The sequence below is a fragment of the Methylobacterium sp. E-065 genome (assembly GCF_022829605.1).
Taxonomy (GTDB): domain Bacteria; phylum Pseudomonadota; class Alphaproteobacteria; order Rhizobiales; family Beijerinckiaceae; genus Methylobacterium.
This window is the reverse complement of sequence record NZ_JAKSYD010000185.1, coordinates 13,540-29,725: the sequence shown is the minus strand read 5'-3', so window position 1 is coordinate 29,725 and position 16,186 is coordinate 13,540. Positions and strand designations below refer to the sequence as shown.

Genomic DNA, 16,186 nt, shown 5'->3' with positions numbered 1-16,186 from the left:
GCACGCCAAGTTCAAGGCCGAGGCGTACATCCTGACCAAGGAAGAGGGTGGCCGTCACACGCCGTTCTTCACGAACTACCGGCCGCAGTTCTACTTCCGCACGACGGACGTGACCGGGATCTGCACGCTGCCCGAGGGCATCGAGATGGTGATGCCGGGCGACAACGTGACCATGGACGTGGTGCTGATCGTGCCGGTGGCCATGGAAGAGAAGCTGCGCTTCGCCATCCGCGAGGGCGGCCGCACCGTCGGTGCCGGCGTCGTCGCCGCCATCAACGACTAAGGCTGCGCGAGCGCGTCGCGACAAAAACTTAGGACCCTGCCCGATCGCAGTACGATCGGGCAGGGCTCGACGGACCGGTGCACCGCGCGCCGGGCCACAAGCATCCCGCCGTCTCGCACGCGGGCGTCGACCCAGATCGATGTGACTTACGCCGGCCTTCGTCTTGACGGAGCGCCGGCGTTGCTTTGTCCTTTCTCCGCCTGGTCTTGGGGAGACTCGGATGTCGGTCGGTTCCATTCTTCGGCCTGGGTGTTTCGCGGCCCTGATCTGTGTGGGAGCGGCGGTTCTGACCGGCGCGGCCTGGGGTGATGCGTTGACCGATGGGCGCTTTCGTGCGGAGGTAGCCGCACTGATCCGTGACCTCCGGCCAGGGGTGAAGGTCCTCCTCGAGGCGGATCCGGCGCAGCTCAGCGTCGGCACGAAGACGATCGATCTGACGAACCTGTATCAGCGCGTCGACGGCCTCTCCGAACCCGGGCGCCGGCATGAGGTCGCGGAATTCCTCGCCGTCGCTTTGGCGAAGGCCGCCCCCGCGCCGGATACGGGCGACTTCGCGACGATCCGGTCGCGCCTGCGGCCGCAACTCGTACCGGACGAGATCCTCCAGCAATACACGATGCTCGCGCATCGTCGGTTTTCCGAGACGCTGCACGTGGTCTACGTGCTCGACGAGCCGAATCGCTATCAGTACGTGACCCGCGAGATGCTTGCGGGCTGGCAGATCGATCCTGCACAGGTGGAGACGACGGCCGTCGCGAACTTGGCAGCCACGTCGAAGGATGCGCCGTTCGAACTGGTGCTCGGGGACGGTGCGCCCCTGTTTGCCATGGCCAATCCGGGCGACGACTTCGCCATCGCGCGGCTGCTCGTACCGCCTTATCTCAACGAGATCCGGAGCGCCCTCAAGACAGACAGCATCACGCTGGCCGGACCGACCCGCAACCTGCTCCTCGCATGGCCGTCCGGCAGCCCGGCGCGGCGCGCGTTGGCCGCGGAGGCCACGCGTTACCTGCGCACGGGCCCGTACGGCCGCAGCGACGAACTGTTCCGCTTCGATGGCCGCCACCTCCGGCCCCTGAACACGATGGAGCGGGCCGATCACGGCCGGTGATTTGCGGCGGCCGCTGGCCGAACCCCTTGCAAGCCGAGCCGCGATGAGGCATTGGGCGGTGCGCTAGGAGTGTAGCTCAACTGGTCAGAGCGCCGGTCTCCAAAACCGGAGGTTGCGGGTTCGAGTCCCTCCACTCCTGCCAGACATCCTGCCCGATCCCACGCAGCGGCCCGGTCGACAAGCCGGCGGAGTTGCGTTAGAGCGGGCGAAATCCGAGATCTGAAGCGACCGTCGGTGCGGGCCCATCCGGGTCCTCGGCGCCGTCATTCGTGTTCCCGGAGCGGTCTCTGCCCGGGGCCGAACACGCACAGACACTGGCGCCATGGCATCGAACGAAGCGACCAAGAAGGTGGACCTGGTGCGCGGCGCGGCCCGCGGCCCCGCGAACCCGCCGCCGGCCCGTCCGACGACGCCAGTTCGTGCGCCGCAGAAGCGCGCTACGCCGGGCGAGTTCTTCGCCCAGGTTCGCGACGAGGCTCGCAAGGTCACGTGGCCGTCCCGCCGGGAAACCACCATCACGACCATCATGGTGTTCGTGATGGTGGTGGTCGCAAGCCTGTTCTTCACGGTGGTGGATCAGGCCCTGCGCTTCGTCGTCGGCCTGATCCTCGGCCTCTGAGACCGGGCACCATCGGACGAGGGAGACCTCGCAGACGTATCGGAGTTGAACGGAACCGTGTCGAAGCGCTGGTACATCGTCCACGCCTACTCGAACTTCGAGAACAAGGTCGCGCAGTCCATCAAGGACCAGGCGGCCCAGCGCGGGCTGTCCGAGCTGTTCGACGAGGTGATGGTCCCGATCGAGAAGGTCGTGGAGGTGCGCCGCGGCCGGAAGGTCGATGCCGAGCGCAAGTTCTTCCCCGGCTACGTGCTGGTGAAGTGCGACCTCACCGACGAGGTCTACCACCTGATCAAGAACACCCCGAAGGTCACGGGCTTCCTGGGCGCCGACAAGTCGAAGCCGGTTCCGATCCCCGACTCCGAGGCCGAGCGGATCAAGGGGCAGGTCGCCGAGGGCGTCGACCGGCCGAAGCCCTCCGTGTCGTTCGAGATCGGAGAGACCGTCCGGGTCGCCGATGGCCCGTTCGCCAGCTTCAACGGCACCGTCGAGGAGATCGACGAGGCTCGCTCTCGCCTCAAGGTGGCCGTGTCGATCTTCGGCCGCGCCACGCCGGTGGAGCTCGAATACGCCCAGGTCGAGAAGGCCTGAGCCTCCCGGTTTCGGCGGCCCTCCGGCCGCCCGCCTTTCCCGGTCGTCGCTGAACGGCAGCCGAGAAGCCGCCGCACCTCGCTAGGGATGCGGCACCATCCGCGGGAGATCCGCCCGGCCTCGCCTCCGGGATCCACGGCTCGCACCGCGACCTGCAACCGTCCGACCCGCCGCGCTTCAGGCTGCGTGGGGGCGGATTATCATTGGGAGCAGTCCCATGGCGAAGAAGATCACGGGTTACGTGAAGCTTCAGGTCCCGGCCGGCGCAGCGAACCCGTCGCCGCCGATCGGCCCCGCGCTCGGTCAGCGCGGCCTCAACATCATGGAATTCTGCAAGGCCTTCAACGCGAAGACCGCGCAGATGGAGAAGGGCACCCCGATTCCGGTGATCATCACCGCGTATCAGGATCGCTCCTTCACCTTCGAGATGAAGCAGCCCCCGGTCACCTTCTTCCTGAAGAAGGCCGTCGGCCTGAAGATCGGCAAGAAGCCGGCCTCCGGCTCCAAGACCCCGGGCAAGGGCCCGACCGTCGGCAAGATCTCCGAGGCGCAGCTCCGCGAGATCGCCGAGAAGAAGATGCCCGACCTCAACTGCGACTCGATCGAGTCGGCCGTTGCCATGATCCGCGGCTCTGCCCGGGCCATGGGCCTTGAAGTCACGGCCTGAGGGAGGACATCATGGCTAAGGAAGGCAAGCGCATCCGCGCCGCCCGCGAGGGCATCGAAGTCACCAAGCTCTATCCCCTCGACGAGGCGATCAAGCTGGTGAAGGAGCGGGCGACCGCGAAGTTCGACGAGACCGTCGAGGTCTCCATGAACCTCGGCGTCGATCCCCGTCACGCCGACCAGATGGTCCGCGGCGTCTGCAACCTGCCGAACGGCTCCGGCCGGACGGTGCGCGTTGCGGTCTTCGCCCGGGGCGCCAAGGCGGACGACGCCAAGGCCGCCGGTGCCGACATCGTCGGCGCCGAGGATCTCCTGGAGATCGTGCAGAGCGGCAAGATCGAGTTCGATCGCTGCATCGCCACCCCGGACATGATGCCGCTGGTCGGTCGTCTCGGTAAGGTGCTGGGCCCGCGCGGCCTGATGCCGAACCCGAAGGTCGGCACCGTCACCATGGACGTGAAGAGCGCCGTCGCCGGTGCCAAGGGAGGCTCGGTCGAGTTCCGCGTCGAGAAGGCCGGCATCGTCCATGCCGGCGTCGGCAAGGTCTCGTTCGACGCCGACAAGCTCGTCGAGAACATCAAGGCGTTCGCGGACGCGGTCGCCAAGGCCAAGCCCGCGGGTGCCAAGGGCACCTACGTCCAGCGCATCGCCGTCACCTCGACGATGGGCCCGGGCGTGAAGGTCGAGCCGAACACCGTGCTCACCGCCTGACACCAGGCGAATCGTCCACGCTACGGAGCGCCCGGCCGGAACGGCCGGGCGTTTTTTCGTTGTCGATGCCCCCTCACGTCATTCTCAACCACGAAGGGGGGCGCCAAGCCGCACGGCTGTGCTAGATAAGCCGCCATGCGATGCACCCTGACGGTTTCCTCCAAGCGACGCATCCTGTGCGTCTTCCCGGCTTACACCCCGTCCTTCGGGACGTTCTCCCACGCCTACCCGCTGATGGGCGGGGTCAAGGCGTTCATGCCGCCGCAAGGCCTGCTGCTGATCGCGGCCTATATGCCGGAGGCTTGGGAATGCCGGTTCATCGATGAGAATATCCGCCGCGCGGGCCCGGCCGATTTCGCCTGGGCCGATGCGGTGTTCGTCTCCGGCATGCACATCCAGGAGCCGCAGATCCACGACATCCGCGACCGCGCCCGCGTGGCCGGCAAGGTCACGGCGCTCGGCGGCCCCTCGGTCTCGGGCGCCCCGGAGAAGTACCGCGACTTCGACTATCTCCATATCGGCGAGATCGGCGACGCCACCGACCAGCTCATCGCGCGCCTCGACGTCGACCTGACGCCGCCCCCCGCCCAGGTGGTGCTGGAGACCAAGGACCGGCTCGCCCTCTCGGATTTCCCGGCCCCGGCCTACGAGGCGGCGCCGCTGAAGCGCTACCTGATCGGCTCGCTGCAATTCTCCTCGGGCTGCCCGTATCGCTGCGAGTTCTGCGACATCCCGCAGCTCTACGGCCGCCAGCCGCGCCTGAAGAGCCCGGAGCAGATGTGCGCCGAGCTCGACGCGATCATCAGCCAGCCGGGCCATCCGGCGGTGGTCTACTTCGTGGACGACAACTTCATCGCCAACCGCAAGGCGACCCGCGAGATGCTGCCGCACCTCGTGGCGTGGCAGAAGAAGAACGATTACCCGCTGCAGTTCGCCTGCGAGGCGACGCTGAACATGGCCAAGCAGCCCGAGATCCTCGAGCTGATGCGGCAGGCGAACTTCATGACCGTGTTCGTCGGGATCGAGACCCCGGAGACGGAGGCGCTCAAGGGGATCGACAAGACCCACAACGCCGCCGTGCCGATGTACGAGGCGATCGAGACGCTCAATTCCTACGGGTTGGAGGTGACCTCCGGCATCATCCTGGGGCTCGATTCCGACAGCGACGAATCCGAGCAGAACCTGATCGACTTCATCGATCGCTCGGCGATTCCCGTGCTGACCATCAACCTGCTTCAGGCCCTGCCCAAAACGCCGCTCTGGGATCGGCTGCAGCGAGAGGGCCGGCTCCTGCACGATGCCAGCCTGGAATCGAACGTCCTGTTCAAGCGCCCCCACGATTCCGTGGTCAGCAGCTGGCGCCGGGCGATCGCGCACGCCTACGAGCCCGAAAAAATCTTCGAGCGGTTCAAGCATCAGTGCGCGGTGACCTACCCGAACCGAATCAAGACGCCGACCGCCGGCAAGCTGACCTTCACCAACCTGCGCCGCGGTCTGATCCTCGGCTTCAACATCATCACGCGGGTCGGGATGTTTTCGGATTACCGCAAGCCGTTCTGGAGCGCGGCGGGCTATGCCTTGAAGCGCGGTCAGATCGAGGCGGTGTTCAATATGGGCTTCGTGGCCCACCACCTGATCCGCTTCACCCGCGAGGCCCTGCGCGGCGAGCACAACGCGTCGTTCTATGCCGCCAAGGCCGCTGAGGCGAAGGAGGCCCGCGATCGGAGCTGGTGGGAATCGGCAAGGCGGAAGCTGGCGCCGGAGCGGGAGGCGGCGTAGCCCGAGCGCGCGTCGAGTGATGCAATCGCAGCAGGGCTCCTCGACAAGCCCTTGCCTGCGGCGGAAAAGTCGCGCTTCGGCTCTTGGCAGGCGGCTTGCTAGGCTCTATACACCGCGCTTCACGCATTTATCCTCACGGAAGGAAACGGCCGATTGGCCGGTTTCCGCTCGAAATGTTGCCTGGGCAACCGGGTGGCACTGGCCGGCAGGATCCAGAGGGCACCACGCCCCGCGGAGCCTCGTCCGGCCATGTCCTGTCCGAGACTGCAGGCGCCGGTTCGCCGGCTTAATCCCCCAGCCTGCACAGACGGGGAAGACCGAATTCGAAACGCCTCGCCACGGCTCAGGCCGCGGAGGGGTATCGGTTTGAACCAACTCACCCGAAGCGACCCCTCAGGGGCACGTGCGGGGACAGGGCCGCGAAGCGTCGTTCGGACGTTCCCGGTCTTTCGAAGGCCGAGACCACGTCCGGGCGGCATGTGCAACCGGCGGGCCCGATTTTCGGGTTCCGCCAACCGGAGAGAGCCCAGTGGACCGGACAGCAAAAGCTGACCTCGTCTCGACGCTCAACGGCGTGTTCAATCAGAGCGCCGTCGTCGTCGTGGCCCACTACAAGGGCCTCACGGTCGCCGACATGCAGAAGCTGCGTTCGCAGATGAAGCAGGCCGGCGCCACCGTGAAGGTCGCCAAGAACAGCCTCGCCGGCATCGCACTCGATGGTACGGACGTCGCATCCATCAAGCCGCTCCTGAAGGGCCCGACCCTGCTCGCCTATTCTGGCGATCCGGTCGCAGCCGCCAAGGTCGCGGTGGATTTCGCCAAGACGAACGACAAGCTCGTGATTCTCGGCGGCGCCATGGGCGCGACAACCCTGAACCCGGACGGCGTGAAGGCCCTCGCCTCGCTCCCGTCCCTCGACGAACTGCGCGCCAAGATCGTGGGCCTCGTACAGGCGCCCGCGACCAAGATCGCCCAGGTCGTCAATGCGCCGGCGGCCAAGCTCGCCCGCGTGTTCGGGGCCTATGCCACCAAGGACGAGGCCGCCTGAGGGCCTTCAAAAACCCTTCGTTCGAACCGATATCTGAGAGGAATTCACAATGGCTGATCTTGCCAAGCTCGTCGACGACCTGTCCTCGCTGACCGTTCTCGAGGCTGCCGACCTGGCCAAGATGCTCGAAGAGAAGTGGGGCGTCTCGGCCGCCGCTGCCGTCGCCGTGGCTGCTGGCCCGGCCGCCGGTGGTGGCGCCGCTGCCGTCGAGGAGCAGACCGAGTTCACGGTCGTTCTCACCGCCGCTGGCGACAAGAAGATCGAGGTCATCAAGGAGGTCCGCGCGATCACCGGCCTCGGCCTCAAGGAAGCCAAGGACCTGGTCGAGGGCGCGCCCAAGCCGGTCAAGGAAGCCGTCACCAAGGACGAGGCCGAGAAGCTCAAGGCCCAGCTCGAGAAGGCTGGCGCCAAGGTCGAGCTCAAGTAAGGCGACGATGGGCCGGTCCCGGCCCATCACCTCACGGAGGTCCGTTCCAGGCCTGTCGTGACCGAAGCCCGCGGGCGCTGCGCCCGCGGGCTTTAGGCCGCTTCGGCGGATGGTCCCGGAAGGGACCGAGAACGAGATTCGGTTCGGTGGCGCGGCTCGGCGGGGCGCGCGTCACGGCCCGGTGCGGGAGGTCCCTTCGCGGGAACGCTTCCCCGGGCGCGAGGCACGCGGGTAGGAGCGAGGTCACATGGCCAACACGCTGGTCGGTCGCAAGCGCATTCGGAAGTTCTTCGGCAAGATCAAGGAAGTTGCCGAGATGCCGAACCTCATCGAGGTTCAGAAGGCGTCCTACGACCAGTTCCTGATGGTCGACGAGCCCGAAGGCGGGCGCGGCGACGAGGGGCTGCAGAGCGTGTTCAAGTCGGTGTTCCCGATCTCCGACTTCGCCGCCACGGCCCTCTTGGAATTCGTCCGCTACACCTTCGAGCAGCCGAAATACGACGTCGACGAGTGCCGTCAGCGCGGCATCACCTTTGCGGCGCCGCTGAAGGTGACGCTCCGCCTGATCGTGTTCGATGTCGATCCCGACACCCAGGCCAAGTCGGTCAAGGACATCAAGGAGCAGGACGTCTACATGGGCGACATGCCCCTGATGACGGAGAACGGCACCTTCATCGTCAACGGCACCGAGCGCGTCATCGTCTCGCAGATGCATCGCTCGCCGGGCGTGTTCTTCGACCACGACAAGGGCAAGACCCACTCGTCGGGCAAGCTCCTGTTCGCCGCCCGCATCATCCCGTATCGGGGCTCCTGGCTCGACGTCGAGTTCGACGCCAAGGACATCGTGCATGTCCGCATCGACCGGAAGCGCAAGCTGCCGGCGACGTCGCTGCTCTACGCCCTCGGCCTGGACGGCGAGGAGATCCTGTCGACCTTCTACAACCGCGTCGTCTACGACCGGGATGGTGCCGAGTGGCGCGTGCCGTTCGATGCCGAGCGCATGAAGGGCATGAAGGCGACCATCGACCTGATCGACGCCGATTCCGGCGAGGTCGTGCTCGAGGCCGGCAAGAAGCTCAACGCCCGCAACGCCCGTCAGATCACCGACAAGGGCACCAAGTTCCTGAAGGCGACCGACGAGGATCTCGTCGGGCAGTACATCGCCGAGGATCTGGTCAACGCGCAGACCGGCGAAATATGGGCCGAGGCCGGCGAGGAGATCTCCGAGAAGCTCCTGAAGAGCCTCGAGGATGTCGGCACCACCGAGCTGCCGGTGCTCGACATCGACCACGTCAATGTCGGTCCCTACATCCGCAACACCCTGGCGGTGGACAAGAATTCCGGCCGCGAGGGCGCGCTGTTCGACATCTACCGGGTCATGCGCCCGGGCGAGCCGCCGACCCTCGATACCGCCGAGGCGATGTTCCACTCGCTGTTCTTCGATTCCGAGCGTTACGACCTCTCGGCAGTCGGCCGCGTGAAGATGAACATGCGGCTCGACCTCGACGCCGCCGACACGGTCCGCACCCTCCGCAAGGAGGACATGCTGGCCGTGGTCAAGGCGCTGGTCGAGCTGCGCGACGGCAAGGGTGAAGTCGACGACATCGACCACCTCGGCAACCGCCGCGTCCGCTCGGTCGGCGAGCTGATGGAGAACCAGTACCGCCTGGGCCTCCTGCGCATGGAGCGCGCCATCCGCGAGCGCATGAGCCAGGTCGATATCGACACGGTCATGCCGCAGGATCTGATCAACGCGAAGCCCGCGGCCGCGGCCGTGCGCGAGTTCTTCGGCTCGTCGCAGCTGTCGCAGTTCATGGATCAGACCAATCCGCTGTCCGAGGTGACGCACAAGCGCCGCCTCTCGGCGCTTGGCCCGGGCGGTCTGACCCGCGAGCGCGCCGGCTTCGAGGTGCGCGACGTGCACCCGACCCACTATGGCCGGATCTGCCCGATCGAGACGCCGGAAGGCCCGAACATCGGCCTGATCAACTCCCTGGCGACCTTCGCCCGGGTCAACAAGTACGGCTTCATCGAGACCCCGTTCCGCCGCGTCCGCGACGGCGTGGTCACCAACGAGGTCGCCTACCTGTCGGCCATGGAGGAGGCGAAGTACTACGTCGCCCAGGCCAACGCCCAGATGGACGAGAACAAGAAGCTGACGGAGGACCTCGTGGTTTGCCGCCGGGCCGGCGACGTGATCGTCGTGGGGCCCGAGCGCGTCGACCTCATGGACGTCTCGCCCAAGCAGCTCGTCTCGGTCGCCGCGGCACTGATCCCGTTCCTCGAGAACGACGACGCCAACCGCGCGCTGATGGGCTCGAACATGCAGCGGCAGGCCGTGCCGCTGGTCCGCGCCGACGCCCCGTTCGTGGGCACCGGCATGGAGGCGGTGGTCGCCCGGGATTCCGGCGCTGCCATCGCGGCGCGCCGGGCCGGCATCATCGATCAGGTCGATGCCACCCGTATCGTCATCCGCGCCACGGAAGAGGCCGATGCCAACAAGCCGGGCGTCGACATCTACCGCCTGCAGAAGTTCCAGCGCTCCAACCAGTCGACCTGCATCACGCAGAAGCCGCTGGTCCGCGTCGGCGAGTTCGTGAAGAAGGGCGAGATCATCGCCGACGGTCCTTCGACCGAGTTCGGTGAGCTGGCGCTCGGCCGGAACGTGCTCGTCGCGTTCATGCCGTGGAACGGCTACAACTTCGAGGACTCGATCCTGCTCTCGGAGCGGATCGTGAAGGATGACGTGTTCACCTCGATCCACATCGAGGAGTTCGAGGTGATGGCCCGCGACACCAAGCTCGGGCCGGAGGAAATCACCCGCGACATCCCGAACGTCTCCGAGGAAGCGCTCAAGAACCTCGACGAGGCCGGCATCGTCTATATCGGTGCCGAGGTGAATGCCGGCGACATCCTCGTCGGCAAGATCACCCCGAAGGGCGAGAGCCCGATGACGCCGGAGGAGAAGCTGCTCCGCGCCATCTTCGGCGAGAAGGCCTCGGACGTGCGCGACACCTCGCTGCGGGTGCCGCCGGGCGTCACCGGCACGATCGTCGAGGTCCGGGTGTTCAACCGCCACGGCGTCGACAAGGACGAGCGCGCTCAGGCGATCGAGCGCGAGGAGATCGAGCGGCTCGCGAAGGACCGCGACGACGAGCAGGCGATCCTCGACCGCAACACCTACGCCCGTCTGGCGGATGTGCTGATCGGTCAGGCGCCGGTGGCCGGCCCGAAGGGCTTCAAGAAGGACACCACGCTCACCCGCGAGCTGATCAACGACTACCCGCGCTCGCAATGGTGGCAGTTCGCCGTCATCGAAGACCGTCTCATGACCGAGATGGAGGCGATGCAGAAGCAGTACGACGAGTCGAAGAAGCGCCTCGAGCAGCGCTTCCTCGACAAGGTCGAGAAGCTGCAGCGCGGTGACGAGCTGCCTCCGGGCGTCATGAAGATGGTCAAGGTCTTCGTGGCGGTGAAGCGCAAGATCCAGCCGGGCGACAAGATGGCCGGCCGTCACGGCAACAAGGGTGTCGTGTCGCGGATCGTGCCGATCGAGGACATGCCGTTCCTTGAGGACGGGACCCATGCCGACATCGTGCTCAACCCGCTGGGCGTGCCCTCGCGCATGAACGTCGGTCAGATCCTGGAGACCCATCTGGGCTGGGCAGCTGCGGGCCTGGGTCGCAAGGTATCCAAGGCGGTGGATGCCTATCTGAAGTCGCACGACATCGCGCCGCTGCGTCAGGAGATGGAGGCGATCTACTCCCCGGGTGAGCTCGACGGCCTGACGGACGAGGAGCTGGCCGAGGCCGGCAACAATGTCCGCCGCGGCGTGCCGATGGCGACCCCGGTGTTCAACGGCGCCAAGGAAGCCGACATCGAGCAGATGCTGGAGATGGCCGGGCTCGATCGCTCGGCGCAGTCGACGCTCTATGACGGGCGGACCGGCGAGTCCTTCGACCGCAAGGTGACGATGGGCTACATCTACATGCTGAAGCTACACCACCTGGTGGACGACAAGATCCACGCCCGGTCGATCGGCCCGTACTCGCTCGTTACCCAGCAGCCGCTGGGCGGCAAGGCGCAGTTCGGCGGTCAGCGCTTCGGCGAGATGGAGGTCTGGGCGCTGGAAGCCTACGGCGCGGCCTACACGCTGCAGGAGATGCTCACGGTGAAGTCGGACGACGTGGCCGGCCGCACCAAGGTCTACGAGGCGATCGTCCGCGGCGACGACACGTTCGAGGCCGGCATCCCCGAATCGTTCAACGTGCTCGTCAAGGAGATGCGCTCGCTCGGCCTCAACGTCGAGCTGACGTCCTCGAAGAAGGCCGCGAACGACCAGCTCGAGCCGCCGGCCGACGCGGCCGAGTAAGCCAGTCGCAAAAACCTCCCGTGGCGGTGGAGATCACCGCCGCCACGGTCGAGCAGGGAGGGGAGGGGCCTTCCGGGTTTGACGACGGTGAGCAGCGCCCGTGCGGGGTGCGGCGCCGGACCTTTTTCAGGACACGACGGCCCGGCGCGGGGCCCTCGGCGTCAACAAGGAGCGGATCATGAACCAAGAGGTCATGAACCTTTTCAACCAGCAGGCCACACCGGTCAGCTTCGACCAGATCAAGATCTCGATTTCGTCCCCGGAGAAGATCCTCTCCTGGTCGTACGGCGAGATCAAGAAGCCCGAGACGATCAACTACCGGACCTTCAAGCCCGAGCGCGACGGCCTGTTCTGCGCGCGCATCTTCGGGCCGATCAAGGATTACGAGTGCTTGTGCGGCAAGTACAAGCGCATGAAGTACAAGGGCGTCATCTGCGAGAAGTGCGGCGTCGAAGTCACCCTGGCGCGCGTCCGGCGTGACCGCATGGGCCATATCGAGCTGGCCGCCCCGGTCGCGCATATCTGGTTCCTGAAGTCGCTGCCGAGCCGCATCGGCCTGCTGCTCGACATGGCGCTCAAGGACCTTGAGCGGATCCTGTACTTCGAGTCCTACTGCGTCATCGAGCCCGGCCTCACCCCCCTGAAGGAGCGTCAGCTCCTGTCGGAGGAGGAGTACCTGCGCGCCCAGGAGGAGTACGGCGAGGACACCTTCACCGCCATGATCGGCGCCGAGGCCATCCGGCGCATCCTGCAGGAGCTCGACCTCGACAAGATCGCCAACGATCTGCGTGAGGAGATTGCGGTCACGACTTCGGAGCTGAAGCCCAAGAAGCTCCTGAAGCGTCTCAAGATCATCGAGGCCTTCCAGATGTCCGGCAACAAGCCGGAATGGATGATCCTCACGGTTGTGCCTGTGATCCCGCCGGACCTGCGCCCGCTGGTCCCGCTGGATGGCGGCCGCTTCGCGACCTCCGATCTGAACGACTTGTATCGCCGCGTCATCAACCGCAACAACCGGCTGAAGCGGCTGATCGAGCTGCGCGCCCCCGACATCATCATCCGCAACGAGAAGCGGATGCTGCAGGAAGCGGTGGACGCGCTGTTCGACAACGGCCGTCGCGGCCGCGTCATCACGGGTGCCAACAAGCGCCCGCTGAAGTCGCTCGCCGACATGCTGAAGGGCAAGCAGGGCCGGTTCCGTCAGAACCTGCTCGGCAAGCGCGTCGATTACTCGGGCCGTTCGGTCATCGTGGTCGGTCCGGAGCTGAAGCTGCACCAGTGCGGCCTGCCCAAGAAGATGGCGCTGGAGCTGTTCAAGCCGTTCATCTACGCGCGCCTCGACGCCAAGGGCTTTTCCGCCACGGTGAAGCAGGCGAAGAAGCTCGTTGAAAAAGAAAAGCCGGAGGTCTGGGACATCCTCGATGAGGTGATCCGCGAGCACCCGGTGATGCTGAACCGCGCACCGACGCTCCACCGTCTGGGCATCCAGGCGTTCGAGCCGAAGCTGATCGAGGGCAAGGCGATCCAGCTGCACCCGCTGGTCTGCGCCGCGTTCAACGCCGACTTCGACGGCGACCAGATGGCCGTGCACGTCCCGCTGTCGCTCGAGGCGCAGCTGGAAGCCCGCGTCCTGATGATGTCGACCAACAACATCCTGCACCCGGCCAACGGTCAGCCGATCATCGTGCCGTCGCAGGATATCGTGCTCGGCCTCTACTACCTGTCGATCGTGGCCGAGGGCCTGCCGGGCGCGTTCCAGGCGGACAACCCCAAGAACCCGATGCAGGGCGTCTATGGCGACATGGGCGAACTCGAGCACGCGCTCGCCGCCAAGGCCGTGTCGCTGCACACCAAGATCAAGTGGCGCTGGACCGGCATCGGTCCGGACAACCAGCCGCTGACCAAGACCTACGAGACCACCCCGGGCCGGGTGATCCTGTCCGGCGCCCTGCCGAAGCACGCCAAGGTGCCCTTCGACGTCGTCAACAAGCTGATGACCAAGAAGGAGATCTCGGCGATGATCGACACCGTCTACCGCCACTGCGGTCAGAAGGAGTCGGTGATCTTCTGTGATCGGATCATGGCGCTCGGCTTCAACCACGCGTTCAAGGCCGGCATCTCGTTCGGCAAGGACGACATGGTCGTGCCGGACAACAAGTGGTCGATCGTCGACACCACCCGCGCGCTCGTGAAGGATTACGAGCAGCAGTACAACGACGGCCTGATCACCCAGGGCGAGAAGTACAACAAGGTCGTCGATGCCTGGGCCAAGTGCTCGGACAAGCTGGCGGCTGAGATGATGGGCCGGATCTCCGCCGTCCAGAAGGACGAGAACGGAGCCGACAAGCAGATCAACTCGATCTACATGATGAGCCACTCGGGTGCCCGTGGCTCGCCCGCCCAGATGAAGCAGCTCGCGGCGATGCGCGGCCTCATGGCCAAGCCGTCGGGCGAGATCATCGAGACTCCGATCATCTCGAACTTCAAGGAAGGCCTGGACGTTCTGGAGTACTTCAACTCCACGCACGGTGCCCGTAAGGGCCTGGCCGACACCGCTCTGAAGACCGCCAATTCCGGCTACCTGACCCGCCGCCTCGTCGACGTGGCCCAGGACGCCGTGATCCGCGAGGTCGATTGCGGCACGACCAACGGCATCAAGATGCGCGCCATCGTGGATGCCGGTCAGGTCGTGGCGACGCTCGCCACCCGTATCCTGGGCCGCGCCACGGCCGAGGATCTGGTGGCCGCGGACGGCACGGTGATCGTCAAGACCGGCGAGACCATCGAGGAGCGGCACCTGCCGGCGATCAACGCCGCCGGCATCCAGGAGGTGAAGATCCGCTCGGTGCTGGTCTGCGCCACCCGGAGTGGCGTCTGCGCCACCTGCTACGGGCGCGATCTGGCCCGCGGCACGCCCGTCAACATGGGCGAGGCCGTCGGCGTCATCGCGGCGCAGTCGATCGGCGAGCCGGGCACGCAGCTCACGATGCGGACCTTCCACATCGGTGGTGCGGCCCAGATCGCCGACTCGTCGTTCATCGAGTCGAGCTTCGAGGGCACGATCAAGATCCGCAACCGCGCGATCGCCAAGAACTCCGATGGCGATCTGATCGCCACCGGTCGTAACGTGGCAGTCGTGATCATCGGGTCGGACGGGGTCGAGCGGGCGGTTCACCGCCTGCAATACGGCGCCAAGCTCCGGGTCGACGAGGGCGACAAGATCAAGCGCGGGCAGCGGATCGCCGAGTGGGATCCCTACACCCGTCCGATCCTCACCGAGGTCGATGGTCTCGTGGCCTACGAGGATCTGGTCGACGGCCAGTCCATGACCGAGACCACCGACGAGTCGACCGGCATCGCCAAGCGCGTCGTCGTCGACTGGCGCGGGTCTGCCCGGACGTCGGACCTGAAGCCCGCGATGGTCGTCGTCGACAAGGAAGGCAAGGCGCTCAAGCTGCCCCGCGGCTCGGATGCCCGCTACTTCCTGCCGGTCGATGCCATCATCGGCTTCGATCCGGGTTCGAAGGTGAATGCCGGCGACATCCTGGCCCGCGTCTCGACCGACTCGGCCAAGACCCGCGACATCACCGGCGGTCTGCCGCGGGTGGCGGAGCTGTTCGAGGCACGGCGCCCGAAGGACGCGGCGATCATCGCCGAGAAGTCGGGCACCATCGCGTTCGGCCGCGACTACAAGAACAAGCGTCGGCTCACGCTGACGCCGCATGACGGCTCGGAGGCGGTCGAGTACCTGATCCCGAAGGGCAAGCACATCCACCTGCAGGACGGGGACGTGGTCGAGCTCGGCGATTACATCGTCGATGGAAACCCGGCCCCGCACGACATCCTGGCGATCAAGGGCGTGGAGGAACTCGCGGCCTACCTCGTCAACGAGATCCAGGAGGTCTACCGGCTGCAGGGCGTGTCGATCAACGACAAGCACATCGAGGTGATCGTTCGGCAGATGCTGCAGAAGGTCGAAGTGACCGATGGCGGCGATTCCGACATCCTCTCGGGCGACCAGATCGACCGCACGGAGCTGACCGAGTTCAACGACAAGCTGCTCGCCGAGGGCAAGAAGCCGATCCAGGGCGTTCCGGTCCTGCTCGGCATCACCAAGGCGTCACTGCAGACGAAGTCGTTCATCTCGGCGGCCTCGTTCCAGGAGACGACCCGGGTGCTCACCGAGGCCGCGGTCAACGGCAAGGTCGACCATCTGGAAGGCCTGAAGGAGAACGTGATCGTCGGCTCGCTCATCCCGGCCGGCACGGGTTCGATGGTGGCGGATATCCGCGCCATCGCCCGCCGCCGCGACGCGATGATCCTGCAGCAGAAGCAGTTCGAGAGCGGCGCGATCCCGGTCGAGGAGCGTATGCCCGCCGCCGAGTGAGGCGACGCGCAGCATCGAGACGAGACAGGGCGGCCTTCGGGCCGCCCTTTTTCATGGTCGCGTCCGAACGGGACGGCGCCCGTGACGCGCGCTTAACCCAGCCTCAACCATACCGGGCGATAAATCCCGGGCGGCCGCAGAAACACCCCGGAGACGGGGAGGATCGGGCCCTTCGGGTTCTCTGAGTACGGG

At 66.1% G+C, this 16,186-nt stretch carries 10 protein-coding genes, 1 tRNA gene and 1 pseudogene; all 12 read left to right on the top strand.

Translation table 11 applies throughout. The annotated features are described in order from the left end of the window. Positions 1–283 (top strand): annotated as a pseudogene (tuf, locus tag MKK84_RS22650) (elongation factor Tu); the annotation flags it as partial. 220 nt (positions 284–503) lie between these two features. Beyond that, positions 504–1,394: a hypothetical protein gene (locus tag MKK84_RS22645; RefSeq protein WP_243923918.1), complete on the top strand. Its 891-nt coding sequence runs from the start codon at positions 504–506 to the stop codon at positions 1,392–1,394. A 65-nt stretch (positions 1,395–1,459) separates the two neighbouring features. Beyond that, a tRNA-Trp gene (locus MKK84_RS22640) sits at positions 1,460–1,536 on the top strand. A gap of 180 nt (positions 1,537–1,716) precedes the next feature. Further along, a complete protein-coding gene (secE, locus tag MKK84_RS22635; RefSeq protein ID WP_243923916.1) occupies positions 1,717–2,013 on the top strand; it encodes a preprotein translocase subunit SecE in 297 nt (98 codons plus the stop codon). A gap of 57 nt (positions 2,014–2,070) precedes the next feature. Beyond that, complete coding sequence (gene nusG / locus MKK84_RS22630; RefSeq protein ID WP_243923914.1) at positions 2,071–2,604, top strand: transcription termination/antitermination protein NusG; 534 nt, start codon at positions 2,071–2,073, stop codon at positions 2,602–2,604. A 217-nt stretch (positions 2,605–2,821) separates the two neighbouring features. Then, on the top strand, positions 2,822–3,271 hold the full coding sequence (gene rplK, locus MKK84_RS22625) for a 50S ribosomal protein L11 (RefSeq protein ID WP_043385646.1): 450 nt from the start codon (positions 2,822–2,824) through the stop codon (positions 3,269–3,271). 11 nt (positions 3,272–3,282) lie between these two features. Further along, positions 3,283–3,981, top strand: coding sequence for a 50S ribosomal protein L1 (gene rplA, locus MKK84_RS22620; RefSeq protein WP_243923912.1), 699 nt, complete (start codon positions 3,283–3,285; stop codon positions 3,979–3,981). 135 nt (positions 3,982–4,116) lie between these two features. Continuing rightward, positions 4,117–5,760: a B12-binding domain-containing radical SAM protein gene (locus MKK84_RS22615; RefSeq protein WP_243923910.1), complete on the top strand. Its 1,644-nt coding sequence runs from the start codon at positions 4,117–4,119 to the stop codon at positions 5,758–5,760. A 529-nt stretch (positions 5,761–6,289) separates the two neighbouring features. Further along, a complete protein-coding gene (gene rplJ, locus MKK84_RS22610; protein WP_243923909.1) occupies positions 6,290–6,808 on the top strand; it encodes a 50S ribosomal protein L10 in 519 nt (172 codons plus the stop codon). A 49-nt stretch (positions 6,809–6,857) separates the two neighbouring features. After that, a complete protein-coding gene (gene rplL, locus MKK84_RS22605) occupies positions 6,858–7,235 on the top strand; it encodes a 50S ribosomal protein L7/L12 (RefSeq protein ID WP_243923907.1) in 378 nt (125 codons plus the stop codon). Between the two features lie 247 nt (positions 7,236–7,482). Then, complete coding sequence (rpoB, locus tag MKK84_RS22600) at positions 7,483–11,607, top strand: DNA-directed RNA polymerase subunit beta (protein WP_243923905.1); 4,125 nt, start codon at positions 7,483–7,485, stop codon at positions 11,605–11,607. A 178-nt stretch (positions 11,608–11,785) separates the two neighbouring features. Beyond that, entirely contained in the window at positions 11,786–15,994 is a 4,209-nt protein-coding gene (rpoC, locus tag MKK84_RS22595) for a DNA-directed RNA polymerase subunit beta' (protein WP_243923903.1), read from the top strand. Positions 15,995–16,186: the final 192 nt, after the last annotated feature.